This window comes from Neptunitalea lumnitzerae, from assembly GCF_027924185.1.
Taxonomy (GTDB): Bacteria; Bacteroidota; Bacteroidia; order Flavobacteriales; family Flavobacteriaceae; genus Neptunitalea; species Neptunitalea lumnitzerae.
In genome coordinates this window covers 222,764-240,629 of sequence record NZ_BRVO01000001.1, presented here as the reverse complement: position 1 = coordinate 240,629, position 17,866 = coordinate 222,764, and the positions used below count along the sequence as shown (strand labels likewise).

The window sequence follows — 17,866 nt, the reverse complement described above, 5'->3', positions numbered from 1 at the left end:
CCCCAAGGATCTATTTGATCCTCAATTTTTCCCTGTTGTAAAAGTAAAGTGAAAGTGTATAAAAAACTTGTAAATTTTTAACAATCAGCTAAAAAGTTGAAAAATCCGTAACTTCTTTTGTGGTATAAACTTGCTCCTCTTTTAAGAATTTAATAAACTCTGAAGGCGTAGAATTTGTAAAATGCTTAAATTCTTTTACAAAATGTGGTTGGTCAAAGTAACCGGCATTTAAAGCAATATCTGTAAAATTCATGTCAGTTTTTAACATGAAATCTACCGCTTTTCGGTATTTAATTAGTCGTTCTAGTTTTTTAGGAGTAATACCTATTACCTTATTGCAAATTCGGTTGAGGTTTATGTAATTTACATCGTTGTCACGGCAAAAACAACTAATAAGATCAGTGCAGCAAGGTTCTTCTAAAAGTTGTAAGTAGTAGTTTTTAAACAAGGCAATTTTTTTCTCTAGTTCGGGTACATAGCAGTCTTGTAAGGTTGTTGTAATTAACGATTCAATATCTTTTGCTTCTTGTGAAAAAAAGATGCTTTTGTGCTCTTCAAAAAAGTTTTCTAAAGTTTCAGAAGCAACAGCTTTGCCATTTACCATGTTAAAAGCATCTCTAAAGGGGTATAACCCGTAGGCGTATAAACGTATAGCAAATACTTTGCTATGGGCAGGTATTTTCATAATAAAAGGTTTTAGTACGGTACCTTTAATTATGGGTTTATGGTAGGTATTACCATCAATGGTAATACCATTAGCATCTAACGGGAATAATACATTTATAAAATGTGTAGACAACATGAGTAAGTTAAAGTCACTTCTGTTGGTTTCTGCTATCCACATGCGCTCTACAACATGTGATATTTCAGTAGGCTTATAGGTGGTTATTGATAACGGATACAAGGGTGATTGTTTTTGTTATAATACTATGGCTTCTAAAAATCTCATTTTTAAAATCGTACGATTTTAAATAACAGTCATCATTTTCATGGGGGCATATAACAAAATGTTATAAAGAAAATCTCTTTAAAAACTTATAATTCGGGCAAATTAATAAAAATATACCTTAGTTGTGCTTTTGGTCGGTATTTTTATGTTTTAGTCTGTATTCAGTAAACTAAATTTAATTTTACTTGATTAGTGACTTCTTTTTTTAAATATATTATAATAATTTCTTTTTATGATTAAGACAGAAAATTTGAAAGCAATTATTCTGCAATAACTTCCATTTGTGGCACTTTATCCTGTAAAAATTCAATCAGATCTTGAAATTCTTGTTCTGTCTCTAGTTCAATAATAATTTCGCCCTCAAAACTTATCAGTGCAATATTTGTTTTCATAAGTACTAGTTTTTCTATTTCGTGATATTTCATAAAGCTTGTTCTACGTAAGCTTTTATCATAAAATATACCTTTATGGGTTAGCAATACTCTATAGTCAAACAAAGGGTAGAAACTATCTAGAATATAAATAAGTATAAAGTACCCAAAAATCCAGATATCGGTTTCAGAGCCTAACCTTATTGCACAGAAAGAAATGGCTAAATAGACAACAGGTAAAACCACTTTAAGAGTTTTTCTTTTCCAGATGTCCTGTGGTGGATTTAATTTATACCAATTACCATTTTTTAGGTTATTAGCCAAACGATACATGCGGGCATATAATAACCACAATAAGATGAATCCAAATAGGCTCACAACCCAAATAATGGGGGAGTTACTTGATTTGTCATATTTAATACTAGCAAAGCTATAAAATAGAATCCCTAACAAAGGAATTAATAGAATGCTTCTTCTATATAGCCAAAAATCAACCATAGCGATAAAGGGTAATGATTTTAAGTTAAAAGTAAGAAAATATATCTTTACTCTATAATCATTACCCCTTTAAATTTTACTTAACTATTGCAGAGTAAGCATCCATTCTAGGCCACTTATATCGGTAACCTTTACTGTATAAGCATCTGTTGGTGCAATGTCTTCTGTAGGTAAGGAGAGAGTTCCTTTAGCCCCCAGAGGTACTACTAAACTATGTTTGCCTGGTTTTATTTTGGTAATGTACTTATTGTTTATTTCTGAGGGCTCTAGCTCTGCTAAGTTATCACCATTAAAATGTTTCAAGGTATTTCCATTGATGTCTGATATGGTAATGCCAATGACAAATGCGCCATATACATCTGCACCTTCGGTACGGTATATTTCAAAAGATAGATGTGTATTGCTTATGTGCCCATTACTGAGTTCTAATTTTGGTTTTACCGATTTGTTGTGTAAGGTACCCCATACCCCTCCATGAAAATATTGGTTGGTAAATAGAGTAACAAATAGAATAAGCATACTACCTGCCAAAACAAAAGGTTTTGTACGACCTATAGGTAAAGTGCCCGACCCTAAAAGGCTAAACCATTTGGTGGTGCTAAATTTATAGTGCTTTTTCAGAAAATAGTAATCTATAGAGTAAGGGCCACTACCCGTAAACCAAAGGGTGAACCCTGAGGCAATGCCTAAAATACCTATTTGCCACTCATCTAAACAAGTGGTGCCTAGCCAACCAGAACCTAGTAAAATACCTAAGGCAAGTAAACTAACCCCAATACTCATAAGTCTGGTAAATAAACCAAGCATTATGCATAAACCTACAATGCCTTCTATTAGGGTAAATAAAAGCATATTCCACCAGAGGGCTTCCGGGTGTGTAACTAAATATTCTATAATAGGTTTTATGCCCAATGCATTGGGTAAAAAATGATTGAATTTTTCGCCAATATATTTGGCACCTTCAGGGTTAAGTTTATCGGTTAAAACTATTCTGCGCCATAACGCAGAAAAATAAGTATAGCCTGTTACCAAGCGTAATGCCAATGTAAATAGTCCGGCATTAGTGGTTGCCGGGGTTACCGTATGTTTCATAATTAAATATATTACAGTTAAAAATTGTGTTTTAAAACTTTGTAGAAAAGTCTTAAACCATAGCCAATTTTAACTGCTGGTATAGGATATACCTAGGCGGACTATTGCCCGAAAGAAGTTTACCATACCATAGTTTATTTATATAAACTTCTGTAGGGCTAGTAATAGTTTTTTGCGCATGGAAAGTACTGCGTTGTTGTTTTTGCAGATGTACTACTTGGGTGTTGGTTTGCTCTAGTAACTGCTGCGTTTGGCATTGATGGGCAGTTTTGGTTTTATTTACCGTTTTTACATACGTAATGCCCAAAGGCTGTAATACACTTTGTTTTACCACACACGGTGCTAGCATAAATAGTAGTAGTACTACTGCTAAAACGCGTGGTAATGGGTTGGTATGTGTATTAGCGGGTTTCATAAAGTGCTAATGTACTTAAATTATAATGATTGTAAAAGGAGTTAAAAATATACGAAGTGCGTATAAATGTATAATACCCATCGATGATCTATTTTTTTAAAAATAACTACATCACTAGAGCCGCATGTAAAATATATGCAAAAACTAAGCGTACTATGGAGTATGAGTTTTTTAAGAGGCATAGCTTGGTTGTATAGTTAAGTGTATAACGTGGTATTAATTGGTTTTATTTTTATGCGCATAAGGTAATTTGTATATTTATGAGGGCTTTCTAATCAAAATTTAAAATATAATGGCTAGCATAAGAAATATTGAAATTGAGATTTCAGATAATGAACCTTTTGCCAATTGTAAACTAGGAAGAGAAGTATATGCTGAAGTGTTGACTACTATTGTAGATAGTTATGCTGATGGTTTTGTACTAGCTATTAATAATGAGTGGGGAACGGGTAAGACTACTTTTGTAAAAATGTGGCAGACATACTTAAAAAAAGTAGGGCATAATACAGTATACTTTAATGCTTGGGAGAATGATTTTGAAGATAATGCTCTTGTTGCACTTATGGGAGAGCTGAAAGCAGTAATGGAAAGCAGTAATGCAGACTTTAAGAGTGCTCTAAGTAAGGCAGCTAAATTAAGTAAACATTTGGTGCCTGTTGTAACAAAAGCTATCCTAAATAAATATGTTGATGGTGAAACTTTAAAAGCTGGTTTAACAGCTTTAACTGAGGGTGTAACAGATGTTTTTGAGCATGAAGTTAACGAGTATGCTTCAAAAAAGGCAAGTATTAAAGATTTTAAAAATAGTCTCGTAAAATTGATAGAAACAACTCAGTTTAATGGGAAACCACTTGTTTTTATTATCGATGAGTTAGATAGATGCCGACCAAATTATGCGGTATCTATTTTAGAACAAATTAAACATTTTTTCTCTGTTCCTAATATAGTCTTTGTACTTTCAATTGATAAGGAGCAATTAGGACATGCAGTGCGTGGTGTTTATGGTAGTGATAAATTGAATGCTGATGAATATTTACGTCGTTTTATTGATATTGAGTACTCATTACCTCAACCTGATGCCATGAAATATGCTCAATTTCTTTATAAATATTATGAGATAGAAGCTTTCTTTAATAATGAAGAACGAGTTCGATACCCTGAGTTAATGAAAGATGGTGGGCTTTTGTTTAGAATAATAAGTATGTATTTCAGTTCTGGTAAAATTTTGTTAAGGCAACAGGAAAAAATATTTATTCTTTTGAGAATTAGTTTGAAAGGATTTAAGTTTAACGAATATGTCTTGCCTGATATTCTTTTCTTTTTATGTTTTGTTAAGATGTTTGAAAGTTCTTTTTATTTTTCAATTTGTAATGGCGATCTAACTGTAAAAGAACTTCAGGTAAAATTCTATGAAGTTTCAAATAAATATTTGAGTTATCAAAAGGATTATTCTAATGAATTACTTTACTTAGAAATGAATCTGATTCATTCGTATAATAAATTTAATAGTTATGAAAGAAAAGAGGATTTGCTTAAAGAAGATTCACACGGAAATTTTATCTTTAAAAGTAAATATTGTAAAACTAAAGATGCACATAAGGAACTAGTAGAAGGTTTTAATTTTGATCGTTCTTGTGATATAGCCTTAGACCATTTGTTTAAAAGAATAAATCTTTTGGATGCACTAAAAAATTAACCACCTTTATACAACGCTAACATTTCATTGATAACTTCTTCAAGAGTGTTTTCATCAATATCGTTATGTGGGTTAATGCGGTAAATCTTCATCCGTTTTCTATTGCCTTGCTCTAAGGAAGGGTGGTGTAGTTGATTACCATCTACCAAACCAATGTATACGTGTGCTGTTTTCTTATCTTTCCAAAAGTAACAACAGCGTTTTCCGTTGTAATAGAAAAATGGGAGTCCGTATTTAAGCGCTTCCGTAAAGCCAGGTTTGGCTAATAAGTATTGCCGTAGTGCCAAGAAAACACTGCGTAGAGGTTCGGGTTGTTTGCTGTAAAACTGGTCTAATGGATTCATGCTGAAAAGTTATATAATTTATTGGTGTAATTAGCACTTTATTCAGGAATCTTAAGATTTCCTTTTGACTATTTTAATAGGTTATATTTTACATTTGCTATATGAAACAATACCTTACTCTTATAAGCTTTTGTATAGCTACATTAGCTGCTTTTGCACAAACCGATTCGCTTTCGCAAATTACCCGATATAACTACAAGCGGTATATTGAAGATGCACCAAGATTTACCATTTATGGAGATAATTACTTTGTTGCAGGTTCTCAGATAAATGAGTCGAGTGCTGATGCTACTAGCGATGCTCGTTTTGAGATTGGATTTAAACAGCGTTTGGTAGAAGACCCGTTGCCATGGGATATTTACTTGTTTTTGGCGTATAGGCAAAAGGCATTTTGGGAAATTTATGAAGAATCATTTCCTTTTAGAGCACTTAATTATAATCCTAGTTTAGGTTTAGGGAAAGTGGTGTTTGATGAAAATGATAAGCTAAAGGGGGCATTTTGGTTTCAAATAGAGCATGAGTCTAATGGAGAAGGAGGCGAGATATCAAGGAGTTGGAACCGTTTATCGTTATCGTATTTTATCCCTGTGAGTAGACATTTTTTGTATACCGTAAAAGCATGGTTGCCGGTAGGTTCTAAATCTGATAACCCAGATATAACCGATTATTTGGGGTACGGACAAGTAGATATGGCATACCGCCCTGGTAACCGATGGATATTGGAGGCTACCGGTAGAAAAGGTATTGAAGGTTGGAAAGGAAGTTTGCAACTAGGTGTTAACTTTAGAATTACGAAAACGGGTAATGAGTATTTATATCTACAGTTTTTTCAAGGGTACGGACAGGATTTAATTAACTACGATAAAGAGTTGAGCTATATTCGCTTAGGGTTTAGTATTAAAGATATGAACTTTAATTTTTACTAGAATTAAAGTATGCTTATTTTATCAGCATATTTTCATTAAATCTCTCGTCATGCTGAACTGGATTTCAGCATCTCATCAGAGTAAGTTTTTTTTTGAGCTTCTAGTGAGACCCTGAATCAAGTTCAGGGTGACGGAATTATGTGATTTTCATTGTGCATGTCATGCTGAACTGGATTTCAGCATCCCATCAGAGTAAGTGCTTTTTTTTTTGAGCTACTAGTGTGACCCTGAATCAAGTTCAGGGTGACGGAATTACATGATTTTCATTGTGCACGTCATGCTGAACTCGATTCAGCATCTCATCAGAGTAAGTGCTTTTTCTGAGCTTCTTGTGCGACCCTGAATCAAGTTCAGGGTGACGGAATTACGTGATTTTCATTGTGCACGTCATGCTGAACTGGATTTCAGCATCTCATCAGAGTAAGTGCTTTTTTTGAGCTTCTAGTGAGACCCTGAATCAAGTTCAGGGTGACGGAATTATGTGATTTTCATTGTGCACGTCATGCTGAACTGGATTTCAGCATCCCATCAGAGTAAGTACTTTTTTTTTGAGCTTCTAGTGAGACCCTGAATCAAGTTCAGGGTGACGGAATTAGGTTATTTTCATTAGAGCTGTCGTCCTGCTGAAGTGGATTTAAGCATCTCATCAGAGTAAGTGCTTTTTTTTGAGCTACTTTTGTGACCCTGAATCAAGTTCAGGGTGACGGAATTATGTCATTTTCATCTAGTGCGTCATGCTGAACTAGATTCAGCATCCTATCTGAGTAAGTAATTTTTTTGAGCTTCTAGTGCGACCCTGAATCAAGTTCAGGGTGACGGAATTATGTGATTTTCATTAGATCTGTCGTCTTGCTGAACTGGATTTCAGCATCTCATCTGAGTAAGAGTTTTTTCTGAATTTTTTGTGCGACCCTGAATCAAGTTCAGGGTGACGGAATTATGTGATTTTCATTGTGCACGTCATGCTGAACATGATTCAGCATCTCATTTGAGTAAGTGTTTTTTCTGAGTTTTTTGTGCGACCCTGAATCAAGTTCAGGGTGACGGAATTACGTGATTTTCATCTGGTGCGTCATGCTGAACTCGATTCAGCATCCCATCAGAGTAAGTGCTTTTTTTTTGAGCTACTTTTGTGACCCTGAATCAAGTTCAGGGTGACGATACTAATTTATCTGAGTGATTATTCCCTCTTTGGGCGTTAGGGGGCTAGTCTATAAACAATATTATGAGGGAATCCTGGGTCGGTTTTACCTTCTTGTAAAATGAATCCTTGTTTTTCTAATAACTTTCTAGAAGCAATATTATCCTTGTGTGTATATGCTTCTATATGTGTAAGTTGAAGTATATCAAAGCTAAAATTACAAATAGCCTCCAGCGCTTCTTTCATATATCCTTTACCTTGATGTGTCGGGTGCAAGTCGTATCCAACTTCGGCAGAGGTAACGTCTAGGGCAAAATTCCACAGGCAAATACTTCCTATCATTTCTGGATTGTCTTTAGTACAAAGTACCCAGTAGTAACACCTACGGTTGTCTATTCCATCACATATTTTTTCAATAAAAGCAATGGCTTCTTCTTTAGTTGGGGTTTCAGGTCTGTCTACATACCTATTCACACCCGAGTCTGAGCGTAAAAATTGAACTACTTCCCAGTCGGTTATGCCAAGTTTTCGTAACACTAAACGTTCGGTAATAAGCTGAGGTTGGTCTACTTTCAACATTTTTTATAAAAGATAGGAATATTTTAGGGAGTAATTGTGTTCTGGGTAAATTCACAAAGCATTTAATCTTAATTATGTAGTACAAATGCTGGAAGCTCTTTTAAGTGGTTTTGTATATATACCACCCATTACCAATTTCTTTAATCATAATATAACTTTCTGCGGTAATTTCAGGTAATTCCTTTGGGTTGGCACAATACAAATATCCCACTTCATTGTCGGTTAGCCTGTAAATTATAAAGTACTTAATATTTTCAAATTTAGTAATGTTAGAAATTAACAGGTGTTTGTATTTGTGTTTCAGACTTTCTTTATCAACCTCTTCTAAAGAATTGTTTAGACTTTGAAAATCAGACTCATATTTTTTAAAATGTGCTATCAGTTGGGCATCTGTAGCAATGGTGAGTTTCATGTTTTCTACTTCATAAATAAATTCAGGTAGTGTACCATTTACTTCCTCAAAGTACGCTCTGGTAAGCGTATCATTTTTAGCTTTCATTTCGGAAAATCCACCTTCATAATAAGCTTCTAAGTCTGCTTTTGTTTTACCTCTGTAAGCCTCTAGCATTTGTAAAAAAAACGGAGGCATCCATAATGCTCTAATGTTAGATATATACCAAGAGCCTTTTTGTTTTATGGTGAAAATATATACATCTTGTAACTCATCACTTGGGTATTTTATTGTTACCGCTTGTACCAGCTCTTTTTTAGTAGTTTTTATAGTGGTAACACTTTGTATGCTAGCATCTTCAAATAATTGAGGTGATAGTTGCTGCTCATAGGCTTCCCCTGTTAAAACTTTAGTACGAGTTTTTACCTGATTTGTAATAAAGTCGATTACTAATTTTTCAGGGTCTTTGTACTGCTGTGTATAACCAATGGTGGTAACAAATACTAAAAGTAGCAAGCACGTGTGTTTCATGGTGTAGTGTTGTTTTAAAGAATGGCAAAATACTAAATTAAAAGTATTATTTGCTGTTACTGGCTTATAGACTTATTTATGTATTTCTAATTTTTTGTAACAAAAGTAGTATTTGTGCCGTATAACTATTAACCCATAAAATTATTGGTAGTTCAAGGTATGTATCACAGTAGATAATCTTCGTTATCGAGTAAACTTTTGTTTGTATGTTTGGAGTAGGCGGATCGGCGCAAGCCATGATAAATTCTATTAAAAATAACGAGCGCCTAAAAAGTAAGCATCGTAGCCTCTTTAAAAGAAGTGAATCTCCGTTTTCTGAGCCTCCTATTAAAAATAGAGATAAACTAATTTTTGCGAAAACAGCAGATAAGGCCCAATTGACCGCCATTAGGCAAGCTACCTTACAGCGGCAAGAACGTAGAAACCGGATGCTTATTCTGGGGGGTATACTTACGCTTTCAATTAGTGCTGTACTCGTTTATTTAAATTATATGCGTATAGAGGAAAAAGAACAACGCTATAATTTAGAAGTAGAACAGCGTAAAGTACTACTTGGTACTACCGATGCAGACCTATGGAATGAAAAGTTAACCAGTAATTTTAACTTTTTTATGGGAAATGCCGATGACTTTTTGAAAAGAGGAAAATGGCATAATGCAATTTACCAATATGATATGGCTTTAAAGAATTTTCCTGATTCTTTTGATGCCAATTATAGAAGGGCTTTAGCCTATGCACACCAATGTGAAAAGGAAGGTAAAGAGTGTGAAAAGGCGAATTATATAGCTACCGGATTTTTTATGAAGTTTCCTGAGCATAGGAAACAAATAGCGATTATAAAAAAACACTTGAGCAGTAACGCAGAAATAGTGAATACAAAAACGCCCTGAATTTCAGGGCGTTTTTTATGGATTATTTTTTAATCATTTGCTTGGTAAGTACCCCCTGGGTTAGTGCTAATTTTTACTAAATATAGTCCTGTGGTAAGGTCTTCTAACTGATATCTACCTTGTGGTTTGGTAAACTCTTTTACCTTTTGGCCTTGCAGGTTGTATTTCCCTTTTGTTCATGAAATTTGAGGATGTTAGCTAAATACACATAGCTTTATTTTTCAGGACAGTTTTAAAGGTTAATAAACTTTCTATTGAAAGTAATTTAAAAATTATGTAGATTTATAAAACCAAACCCCATATATGAAACTACATAAAATAGTGTTATTGATGCTGTTAGTGACAGCACAAACAGGTTTTTCCCAAAACTCATATTACACAGAATTTGAAAATTATGCTGAGGTAGGCGATACCATTAAGCAGTACGAAATACTGAGAGATTGGGAGAAAGATGCGCCCCAAGATCCGGAATTGTTTTACAGTTACTTTTTGTATTATTATTTAAAAGCAAATGGAAAATTTGAGGCTGGCGGAGTAGATAAGCTTTATGAAAACAACGCAGAAAGAACTTCTGATACCATTTCTTTTAGTTATTTATCTGAGCGTTTTTTTGCAAAACACACTGAAATAGATAAGGCATATGCTGCACTAGATAAGGCAATAGCTTTAGCGCCAAATAGATTAGATTTACGGGTTTACAAAATTGAAACGACGGCTAGTTTGTTTTTCTATAAGATGGCATTAGAGGCTTTGGAAGATATGATTAAGCAAGGTGCTGTAAATCACATGGAGTGGCATTTGCCAGCCAATGAGGAGGTGGTAAGTGAAAATCTGGTTTTTGAAGTGTTTGATAAGATGTTTAGTAATGCAGATTTTATGAGTACTCATAATATACCTTACTTGAAGCAAACAGCACAAACCGCTATTCAATTGTTTCCTAATTATGCTAAAGGATATACTGTGCTAGGGATGTCTTATTTAGTTTATGATCAAAAGGAAGAGGCTATCAAAATTTTGGAGCAAGGGGCAAAAGTTTTACCTGAGAATATAAGCATATTAAAGTTACTAGGGCAATCTTATAATTTAACAGATCAAACAGATAAGGCTAAAAAGGTTTATGAAAAGATTGAAACCGTCGGTACTGAAGCTGAAAAGGAGTATGCAAGATCTTACTTATCTACGATGGATTAGTTTTAAGAGGGGTACCCCAAAAGTAATTCAGCATCACCAGAGATATGCTTGGTAATGCTGAATTAATAAGGTGGTGTTACATTGGTTGCAGGTCTATACGCTTACCTATAATGTTGTTGTACTTTCTACCAAGGCCAGAAATTTTACCGTTAAATCGGGCTTGAATACTCACTTCATCACCTTTTTCAAAAGTGTCTAATAGATGGATATTCTTTCCTTGAAACTCTACAAATAGAACCTCTCTGCCATTTACAAGGGTTAGCATTTTTTTGTCGTTTCCGTTGTTGTTTTCTACTGCAATACAATCAATTTTTCCTGTTAATTCCATGTCTGAAAATATATTTTATAAAGCCACTAGGGCGAATACTCTATTTTTGTGCAATAATTTTGCGTATTTATGTTTTTATAAGTTGAATGGGGTAGGTGTTTTGTAATGCACTTAATACTTTTTTAAGTGCCTGTAAGTAGGATTGGTATCCTTCTTTCCATAATGCTTGTGCTACACTATCAACCCAAAATATCCCCTCTATTTCCTCATACATATAGGCATTAATAAATCCATTGGTATTAGTTACTACAATTTTGTATCGGTTGCCATTGGGTAGTACCCCTGTAAAGTTTTGAATCCATAATTTCATGTTCAATAGCCAGTATAAAAGTTATTATTTATGTGGTTGTAGGTATGTTGCATTTCTTGCTCCATATCGTCAATATCCCTTTCATAGTCAAGAGTTTGTTCTGTTGACTTATAAAGTCGATCAAGTTCTTTTTCTAGTAGGTCTTCTAATGTTTTTAATTGATTGTCGGTAGGGTTTGCTTGATACCAAACGCCTTTACTTTCAAACCCAAAGTCTTCTACCATTAACGTGTAATTATCTTCTGGTAACGCATAGCAAGAGAGTCTGTGTTTGCCCCATTCAGCTTCTAGAAATACGTTTTCCAAGGTACTATCGGTAGGGGATAGTGCTTGTACCAGTTTCTTAAAAACGGTGTCTTTAAGTATGTTATTTGTAGAAGTGGTCATTTTTTTTCGTATCTTTGAGTTGATTACGAAACAAATTTACGCAATATAATTTCATATAAGCAAATTAAATATGAAATAAATATTCTTATTTTGTTTGAATATTTCTGTTTTATGTTGAAAATAAAGGAGTTACGAAAAGAAAAAAAAGAAAGTCAATCTGACCTTGCTGAGGTACTTGGTGTAAGTTTACGTACCATTCAAAATTACGAGGCAGGTAAAGTGGCAGTGCCTTATAAAAACTTAGAGCTTATAGCACAGCATTATGGAGTTACGGTGGCTCAGTTTTTTACCAATGAACAAGAAGAGAAAGCCATTGCGGGTGTGGGCGAAACTACCGATGTACGCAAAGCACACCATGAGTTAATTTGGACAGATTACGAAACTTTTATGCTGGTGCCATTAGTGGGTAAGCGTGTGCAAGCTGGTTTTCTATCGAATTGGGATACAGATAGAGATACTTTTGAAGAGGTATTACCAAAGGTGCCGTGGGAGGTTGATAAGGAATATAAAGGTCGCTATCTTACATTTGAGGTAACTGGTGAAAGTATGGAGAGTGAAGACGAACCCTACGATAGTTTGTTTGAGGGCGACTTGATTTTATGTAGAGAGGTACAACGCCATTTATGGCAGAGCGGATTGCATATTCACAAGTGGGATTTTGTAATTGCGCACAAAACAGATGGTTTGTTGGTAAAGCGTATTGTAGCGCAAGACTTATCTACCGGGAAATTAGTGTTGCGTAGTTTAAATCCGAGATTTCCTGATCAAAAAGTATATATGGACGATTTAATTGCTGTGTTTAACGTAATTGATGTAAAGCGTTCACGTAGAAGAAGATAAAATGTTGATAGTATATTACTATAGATAAAAGCGACTCATAAAAAGGGTCGCTTTTTTTTTGTTTACGGATTACCGTATGGATTAAAAAGATGAAGCGTCTACTTTTGAGCCAACAACCTAATCAATAAATTTATAATGAAAAAATCTATTTTTTTCTTCACTGTACTTTGTACTTTGGTTACTTCAGTAGCCTTTTCACAAGTTAAGTTTGGGGTACGTTCAGGAACCAACATCTCTAGCTATACAGGGGCGCCAGATAATTATCCTATAGAGTTTGGTTACGAGGTAGGATTTTATGGTGGAGCATTCCTTGAGATTCCAATGGCTGAAAGATGGAAAATTCATCCGGAGGTATCTATGGATTACCTAACAAGTGAAATGGACTTTGAGGGAATGACCTATGGAGATGACGGTGTTCATTACTATGTGGATGAGTTTGAACTAGATCAGTTTGGTTTTTCTGTGGCAGGATTGGTTTCTTATGAAATTGTAGAAAATTTTAGTGCCCTTGCAGGCCCGCAGTTTACGTACTTAACCTATAGAACTTTTGGACATAGATCTAGTTTAGTTAGTGAAGAAATTGAAGAAGATGATACTGCTCTTTTTCTTACTGGAGGATTAACTTATAATATGTTTGGAACCAATATTTTGGTTGATGCTCGTGCTAATTATTCGCTTACACAAGATGCTGGTGAATATAACCTAGTAGTGTTTCAAATTGGTTTTGGTTACATTTTTTAAATAACCAAAGAATAGATATTTTTGTTCCTGATGCCATTTGTTGGTGTCAGGAATTTTTGTTTTATGAAGACTTATAAACTTGCCAAAGGTTGGCGAATTTTTGCGCTTATAGTGCTCTTCCTATTAATAGCATTGTTTGTTTGGATATTGATAATGCCGTTTGTATTAGAAGATGTTGCTGATGTTCTTATGTATTTTATGACTCCTTTGTCTTTGGGTATGTTAGCATTTTTGGTGTATGCATTGGTAGATACTTTTAAAGGAGCTATACAAGTTGGCGATAAGGGTATTGTGCATATACACCCTCTGGGTGTAAATGCATTACGCATAGAAGATGTTAAAGGGTATGAGGTGACTGACCGATCTTTAAAAATATACCCGAAACGACCAGAGATACATAAAAAGATTACCTTAAGTAATTATAAGTATGTAGCTAATGCTACTGAATTACAAGAATGGATAACTAGTAACTTTGTAGATATAGAGGCACAAGTTTTTGAGGGTGAGTACACAGATATTATGAGTAATCATGACTACGGTGTTACTGTTCAAGAACGCCAGGCTTATTTAAAGAAAGCGAAGTTGGCGGCAAACATTCTCAATTGGTTTGGTAGTATTTTAGCAGCATTGCTTTTCTTTGAGGGGCCATTTTATTTCATTACCTGCTGTTTAACTATTGTATTTATTCCCATAATTTTAATTGTAATTGTTGTTTTTAAGGGAGCCTTACGCATAGAAGAAAAACAAGGAAGTGCATATGCTTCTATACATTTAGGACTTATGTTGCCCTCCATAGCGTTAGCAATTGTAGCATTACAATCTTTTGATATTTTTGATTATAATAGCTTATGGGGGCCATTGGTATTGTTAACCGTAGTTTTATTGGCTATTGTTATACTTGTAATAAAGCAATCTACTAAACAGGTGAAACGGCTAAGTATGCTTATTGGGGTGCTTATGTCGCTTACCGCATATAGTTATGGTACTCTAGTGTTAACCAACTGTTTGTTTGATAATCATATACCTGAAAGGTTTAGTGCAAAAGTAGTTTCTAAACGTAAGCATACATCTTCAAAGGGAGGAACATCTTATTATATAACGTTGAATGCTTGGGGTACGCTTACAGAGCCCAAAGAAACAAGTGTGGGTGCTACGGTATATAATAGCACAAAAGAGCAAGATGTTATGTATATTTATCTTCATGAAGGGTTGTTTGATATACCGTGGTATTATATACGTAAAGTAGTAGAGTAGCTTTTATGTTTTTTTGTGTCCTATAACACCTATTGTAAAACCAGCTATGAGTCCGCCAAAATGAGCAGCATTATCTACCCCTGGCAGGGTAAAGCCTATAAGCAAACTTGCTATTGGAAATAGTAATATCAACCACCAAGCAGTAAGGTTAGAGGTCTCTAATTTGTAAGCAATTATATACCCATATAACCCAAATATGGCACCCGAAGCTCCCACACTAACAGAGTAACTATTAAAATAAAGTGTAAAAAAGGCGGCTATGATACCAGTAACTAAATATAATATGAGTATTTTATAAGTAGGTAATACCTTTTGTAAAAGATTACCTGCTAGTAAGAGTCCGCCCATATTGTAGCAATAATGTAGTATGCCATTGTGTACAAACATTGCAGATGCCATGCGCCAATATTGTCCGTTTGTAACTTCTTGGTAGCGCATGCCACCAAAAGTAAGTAAGGTGTGGTTGGTGGTGAAAATTATATGGGCTCCATTCCATACCATAGCCGAAAATACCAATGTATTTAGTATAAATAAACTAATAATGCCTATCCCTGCGGTACTTGGATTTAAGTTACTAAGTAAGGTTTTAAATAGGTAGCGGAATGTTATTTTCTGTTGATGATTTGTCATCGCACATCATATTACGTTACAAATATAACGAAGAATCAATTTTTATGGTTTATGAGTAGTTTTAAAGATTTGGTAAAGTATACAGGTTTTTTGTTACTTTGTGTAAGTAAAATACTTCTATTGTAATATTGAAAACCGATTCTAGAAGTATTAAATCTTCAGTATATAGAACATAAAACAACCTTTTTAATGAAATATATATATACCTTGTTTTTACTATTCATCATAGTGAGTACTGTAAATTCTCAGAACTTTCAACCTAAGTTTAAGGTGTGTTCTGAAGGAACTAGTAGCAATGATTTTGAATTTCTAAAAGATGAGATTAAAGATGCCAGGGTTGTGATGTTGGGTGAAATTAGTCATTATGACGGAAACATAATTGCTACAAAAGGAAGAATAGCGGAGTATTTAATTACTGAAATGGGATTTACAACCATTGCTTTTGAATCAGGTATGTATGATTTGTATGCAGCCCAGCAAGAGATTGATCACGGAGCCAATGTAGCAGAGGCGTTTCGTAAATCACTTTTTTCGGTATGGGGTAAACGCAAGGAGTTTCAAGATTTTGTTCAGTTTTTTGAGAATCGAAGAGACGTTTTAAAAGTAGTAGGGTTTGATCATCAGATAACAGGGGTACATGGTAATGAGAATTTAGTAAATGCGTTACAAGACTTTTGTCATAAGCATGACATTAAGTTGAAACTGAATACCGACGATTTCATATTGCTGTTAGAATCTATAAGTAGGTCAGGGCTTTTTGATGAAGCGGATATTAGTTATGATGAGTTTGAGCTAAAATTAAAGAAATTAGTAGCTAAAATAACAACTCTTACTGATAGTGAAGAAGTTTTTTATTGGAAACAGATTGTCCGTGGTTTGTTAACATTAGGCAAAGATGCTAAGAACCGTGAATTGTTGTTGTCTAGTTTTAATACGACTGCTAATGATAACATTCGGGATGCTCAAATGGCTGAAAATTTATTGGCGTACTTAGAGGCGCATCCAGATGAAAAGGTGATCTGTTGGGGTGCCAATCAGCATTTTGCAAATAATGTAAGTTCTGTTGAAAAAACAGCGTTGGCAAACTTTGTACCAATGGGGTCTTATGTAAAAAGTAAACTGAAAGATGATGTGTTTAGTTTGGCTTGTGTAACAGCAGAAGACTCTTTGTACATTCAAGGTAAATGGAATAAAACGCCTATTAAGAAAAACTCATTTGAGTCTTTTTTAAAAAATACAAAAGCTTCTATGGTGTACGTTTCAGGGCATCAGAAGGCTATGGATACAATGGTTGCACAACGACTTTTTAGTCCTGTAACTTTTGTGGAAGCTAATTTAAGTGAGCTGCATGATGGGTATTTGTATTTTGATAAATCGGTTCCTTCAACTCCCATTAAAGATTCTGTGGTTACAGTAGTTGCTCCAGAAGAAAATACGAGCAAAGATTTGGTTAGAGGTGAAAAGGATTTTGATACCATTATGCCAGCAACATGGTTAGAAGAGGTAGTTATTTATGAAAAAAGAACGGCATATCAGGTAATGAGAGAAGCTATCAATAGAATTCCTGAAAACTACCCTAAGAACTCTTTTGGTTCTTATTTATACGCAACTTCTACAATGAAGGTAGATGATACTCTGGTGTTAGATTATGAGTTTACTGCAAGTCAGTTTGATAGGGGGTATGTAAATAGTAGCAACAGAAATACCGTGAATATTGAAGAAGTACATTATAAAAAAGATGTGGAGTTTAAGCCTGCTAATTTAAGGTCTTACTATGGTTTTGCGTATGTAAATCCTATACAGTATGCCCCTATATTAGAAGCTCGGAAATTCAAAAAGATGGATATTTACATTATTAAGAAAGATAGTTTGTGGGGAAGAGAAGTATATAAAATTGAGTTTAGTTCTCCTAGAAACCATGCTACCTATACGGGTAGAACATTTGAGAGTAAATACTCGGGCTATGTATATATTACTACAGATGATTATGCTTTTTTAAAGATAGATGAACGTTGGGATGTGACTAACTTTCCGGACCATTTTAAAGAAGGTTATGCCTTTAAAAAAGAGCTTAAAGCATATACTTCTAAAATGTATACAGTAGAGCAAAGCTCCACTAGATTTAAAAAATATCAAGGTGTTTATTATATAGCAGATGTGGAGAATAGGGTAGAAGGGAATGTGAAAAATGAAGCAGGAGATATCAAAAACTTTACGCTTAGTATTCAAGGAACTTGGAGCAAATTTAATGTAGGTGAGGATAAAATATCATACAGAAAAGAGCAAACTCTTTTTGATAAAGTAAAATTTCATAAGGACTTTTGGGACCATTATAAACGTCCGAATATAGTGCTTGAATAGTG

At 34.4% G+C, this 17,866-nt stretch carries 20 protein-coding genes; 8 read left to right on the top strand and 12 right to left on the bottom strand.

Features of this window, described 5'->3' with window-relative positions:
• Positions 1-88 precede the first annotated feature (88 nt).
• The 4 genes from Y10_RS01030 to Y10_RS01015 form a co-directional block, all read right to left on the bottom strand.
• On the bottom strand, positions 89-904 hold the full coding sequence (locus tag Y10_RS01030; protein ID WP_281763500.1) for a helix-turn-helix domain-containing protein: 816 nt from the start codon (positions 902-904) through the stop codon (positions 89-91).
• A 305-nt stretch (positions 905-1,209) separates the two neighbouring features.
• Positions 1,210-1,818, bottom strand: coding sequence for a hypothetical protein (locus tag Y10_RS01025; RefSeq protein ID WP_281763499.1), 609 nt, complete (start codon positions 1,816-1,818; stop codon positions 1,210-1,212).
• Between the two features lie 84 nt (positions 1,819-1,902).
• On the bottom strand, positions 1,903-2,910 hold the full coding sequence (locus Y10_RS01020; RefSeq protein WP_281763498.1) for a TQO small subunit DoxD: 1,008 nt from the start codon (positions 2,908-2,910) through the stop codon (positions 1,903-1,905).
• Positions 2,911-2,962: 52 nt separating this feature from the next.
• Complete coding sequence (locus tag Y10_RS01015; protein WP_281763497.1) at positions 2,963-3,325, bottom strand: hypothetical protein; 363 nt, start codon at positions 3,323-3,325, stop codon at positions 2,963-2,965.
• A 292-nt stretch (positions 3,326-3,617) separates the two neighbouring features.
• Here Y10_RS01015 and Y10_RS01010 point away from each other — a divergent pair, with 292 nt between their 5' ends.
• Positions 3,618-5,021 (top strand): KAP family P-loop NTPase fold protein, encoded by a 1,404-nt coding sequence (locus Y10_RS01010; protein ID WP_281763496.1) that lies wholly within the window; start codon positions 3,618-3,620, stop codon positions 5,019-5,021.
• On the opposite strand, the gene Y10_RS01005 is transcribed toward Y10_RS01010, so the two are convergent.
• Positions 5,018-5,365, bottom strand: a complete 348-nt coding sequence (locus tag Y10_RS01005; RefSeq protein ID WP_281763495.1) for a DUF1801 domain-containing protein — start codon at positions 5,363-5,365, stop codon at positions 5,018-5,020. The genes Y10_RS01010 and Y10_RS01005 overlap by 4 nt on opposite strands.
• Before the next feature lie 101 nt (positions 5,366-5,466).
• Here Y10_RS01005 and Y10_RS01000 point away from each other — a divergent pair, with 101 nt between their 5' ends.
• Positions 5,467-6,291 carry a phospholipase A gene (locus tag Y10_RS01000; protein ID WP_281763494.1) on the top strand — a complete coding sequence of 275 codons (825 nt, stop codon included), beginning with the start codon at positions 5,467-5,469 and terminating at the stop codon, positions 6,289-6,291.
• 1,198 nt (positions 6,292-7,489) lie between these two features.
• Here Y10_RS01000 and Y10_RS00995 read toward each other — a convergent pair.
• Positions 7,490-8,011 (bottom strand): GNAT family N-acetyltransferase, encoded by a 522-nt coding sequence (locus tag Y10_RS00995; protein WP_281763493.1) that lies wholly within the window; start codon positions 8,009-8,011, stop codon positions 7,490-7,492.
• Between the two features lie 100 nt (positions 8,012-8,111).
• Positions 8,112-8,933, bottom strand: a complete 822-nt coding sequence (locus Y10_RS00990; protein ID WP_281763492.1) for a hypothetical protein — start codon at positions 8,931-8,933, stop codon at positions 8,112-8,114.
• Between the two features lie 206 nt (positions 8,934-9,139).
• Between Y10_RS00990 and Y10_RS00985 the strand changes: the two genes are divergently transcribed.
• Positions 9,140-9,823, top strand: a complete 684-nt coding sequence (locus tag Y10_RS00985) for a tetratricopeptide repeat protein (RefSeq protein WP_281763491.1) — start codon at positions 9,140-9,142, stop codon at positions 9,821-9,823.
• A 29-nt stretch (positions 9,824-9,852) separates the two neighbouring features.
• On the opposite strand, the gene Y10_RS16940 is transcribed toward Y10_RS00985, so the two are convergent.
• Positions 9,853-9,981 (bottom strand): hypothetical protein, encoded by a 129-nt coding sequence (locus Y10_RS16940; protein ID WP_408733611.1) that lies wholly within the window; start codon positions 9,979-9,981, stop codon positions 9,853-9,855.
• A gap of 145 nt (positions 9,982-10,126) precedes the next feature.
• Here Y10_RS16940 and Y10_RS00980 point away from each other — a divergent pair, with 145 nt between their 5' ends.
• On the top strand, positions 10,127-11,014 hold the full coding sequence (locus Y10_RS00980) for a tetratricopeptide repeat protein (protein WP_281763490.1): 888 nt from the start codon (positions 10,127-10,129) through the stop codon (positions 11,012-11,014).
• A 76-nt stretch (positions 11,015-11,090) separates the two neighbouring features.
• Here Y10_RS00980 and Y10_RS00975 read toward each other — a convergent pair whose 3' ends face one another.
• The 3 genes from Y10_RS00975 to Y10_RS00965 form a co-directional block, all read right to left on the bottom strand.
• On the bottom strand, positions 11,091-11,342 hold the full coding sequence (locus tag Y10_RS00975; RefSeq protein ID WP_281763489.1) for a hypothetical protein: 252 nt from the start codon (positions 11,340-11,342) through the stop codon (positions 11,091-11,093).
• A 67-nt stretch (positions 11,343-11,409) separates the two neighbouring features.
• Positions 11,410-11,652, bottom strand: a complete 243-nt coding sequence (locus Y10_RS00970; RefSeq protein ID WP_281763488.1) for a hypothetical protein — start codon at positions 11,650-11,652, stop codon at positions 11,410-11,412.
• Positions 11,653-11,654: 2 nt separating this feature from the next.
• On the bottom strand, positions 11,655-12,038 hold the full coding sequence (locus tag Y10_RS00965; RefSeq protein ID WP_281763487.1) for a hypothetical protein: 384 nt from the start codon (positions 12,036-12,038) through the stop codon (positions 11,655-11,657).
• Positions 12,039-12,149: 111 nt separating this feature from the next.
• Here Y10_RS00965 and Y10_RS00960 point away from each other — a divergent pair, with 111 nt between their 5' ends.
• The 3 genes from Y10_RS00960 to Y10_RS00950 all read left to right on the top strand — a co-directional run bounded on the left by Y10_RS00960 (position 12,150) and on the right by Y10_RS00950 (position 14,873).
• Positions 12,150-12,878: an XRE family transcriptional regulator gene (locus tag Y10_RS00960; RefSeq protein ID WP_281763486.1), complete on the top strand. Its 729-nt coding sequence runs from the start codon at positions 12,150-12,152 to the stop codon at positions 12,876-12,878.
• Positions 12,879-13,013: 135 nt separating this feature from the next.
• The gene (locus Y10_RS00955) at positions 13,014-13,619 is read left to right on the top strand and encodes an outer membrane beta-barrel protein (RefSeq protein ID WP_281763485.1); all 606 of its coding nucleotides are present in this window, start codon (positions 13,014-13,016) and stop codon (positions 13,617-13,619) included.
• A 63-nt stretch (positions 13,620-13,682) separates the two neighbouring features.
• Positions 13,683-14,873: a hypothetical protein gene (locus tag Y10_RS00950; RefSeq protein WP_281763484.1), complete on the top strand. Its 1,191-nt coding sequence runs from the start codon at positions 13,683-13,685 to the stop codon at positions 14,871-14,873.
• Between the two features lie 3 nt (positions 14,874-14,876).
• On the opposite strand, the gene Y10_RS00945 is transcribed toward Y10_RS00950, so the two are convergent.
• A complete protein-coding gene (locus Y10_RS00945) occupies positions 14,877-15,503 on the bottom strand; it encodes a rhomboid family intramembrane serine protease (protein WP_281763483.1) in 627 nt (208 codons plus the stop codon).
• Between the two features lie 189 nt (positions 15,504-15,692).
• Between Y10_RS00945 and Y10_RS00940 the strand changes: the two genes are divergently transcribed.
• Positions 15,693-17,864 carry an erythromycin esterase family protein gene (locus tag Y10_RS00940; RefSeq protein ID WP_281763482.1) on the top strand — a complete coding sequence of 724 codons (2,172 nt, stop codon included), beginning with the start codon at positions 15,693-15,695 and terminating at the stop codon, positions 17,862-17,864.
• The last annotated feature ends 2 nt before the right edge of the window (positions 17,865-17,866 follow it).

Coding starts and splice junctions, on each gene's coding strand:
- Y10_RS00940 (WP_281763482.1), top strand. CDS start 15,693: ATGAAATATATATATACCTTGTTTTTACTATTCATCATAGTGAGTACT.
- Y10_RS01020 (WP_281763498.1), bottom strand. CDS start 2,910: ATGAAACATACGGTAACCCCGGCAACCACTAATGCCGGACTATTTACA.
- Y10_RS00975 (WP_281763489.1), bottom strand. CDS start 11,342: ATGGAATTAACAGGAAAAATTGATTGTATTGCAGTAGAAAACAACAAC.
- Y10_RS00980 (WP_281763490.1), top strand. CDS start 10,127: ATGAAACTACATAAAATAGTGTTATTGATGCTGTTAGTGACAGCACAA.
- Y10_RS00990 (WP_281763492.1), bottom strand. CDS start 8,933: ATGAAACACACGTGCTTGCTACTTTTAGTATTTGTTACCACCATTGGT.
- Y10_RS00950 (WP_281763484.1), top strand. CDS start 13,683: ATGAAGACTTATAAACTTGCCAAAGGTTGGCGAATTTTTGCGCTTATA.
- Y10_RS00945 (WP_281763483.1), bottom strand. CDS start 15,503: ATGACAAATCATCAACAGAAAATAACATTCCGCTACCTATTTAAAACC.
- Y10_RS01025 (WP_281763499.1), bottom strand. CDS start 1,818: ATGGTTGATTTTTGGCTATATAGAAGAAGCATTCTATTAATTCCTTTG.
- Y10_RS00995 (WP_281763493.1), bottom strand. CDS start 8,011: ATGTTGAAAGTAGACCAACCTCAGCTTATTACCGAACGTTTAGTGTTA.
- Y10_RS01000 (WP_281763494.1), top strand. CDS start 5,467: ATGAAACAATACCTTACTCTTATAAGCTTTTGTATAGCTACATTAGCT.
- Y10_RS01005 (WP_281763495.1), bottom strand. CDS start 5,365: ATGAATCCATTAGACCAGTTTTACAGCAAACAACCCGAACCTCTACGC.
- Y10_RS00955 (WP_281763485.1), top strand. CDS start 13,014: ATGAAAAAATCTATTTTTTTCTTCACTGTACTTTGTACTTTGGTTACT.
- Y10_RS00985 (WP_281763491.1), top strand. CDS start 9,140: ATGTTTGGAGTAGGCGGATCGGCGCAAGCCATGATAAATTCTATTAAA.
- Y10_RS00965 (WP_281763487.1), bottom strand. CDS start 12,038: ATGACCACTTCTACAAATAACATACTTAAAGACACCGTTTTTAAGAAA.
- Y10_RS01015 (WP_281763497.1), bottom strand. CDS start 3,325: ATGAAACCCGCTAATACACATACCAACCCATTACCACGCGTTTTAGCA.
- Y10_RS01010 (WP_281763496.1), top strand. CDS start 3,618: ATGGCTAGCATAAGAAATATTGAAATTGAGATTTCAGATAATGAACCT.
- Y10_RS00970 (WP_281763488.1), bottom strand. CDS start 11,652: ATGAAATTATGGATTCAAAACTTTACAGGGGTACTACCCAATGGCAAC.
- Y10_RS00960 (WP_281763486.1), top strand. CDS start 12,150: ATGTTGAAAATAAAGGAGTTACGAAAAGAAAAAAAAGAAAGTCAATCT.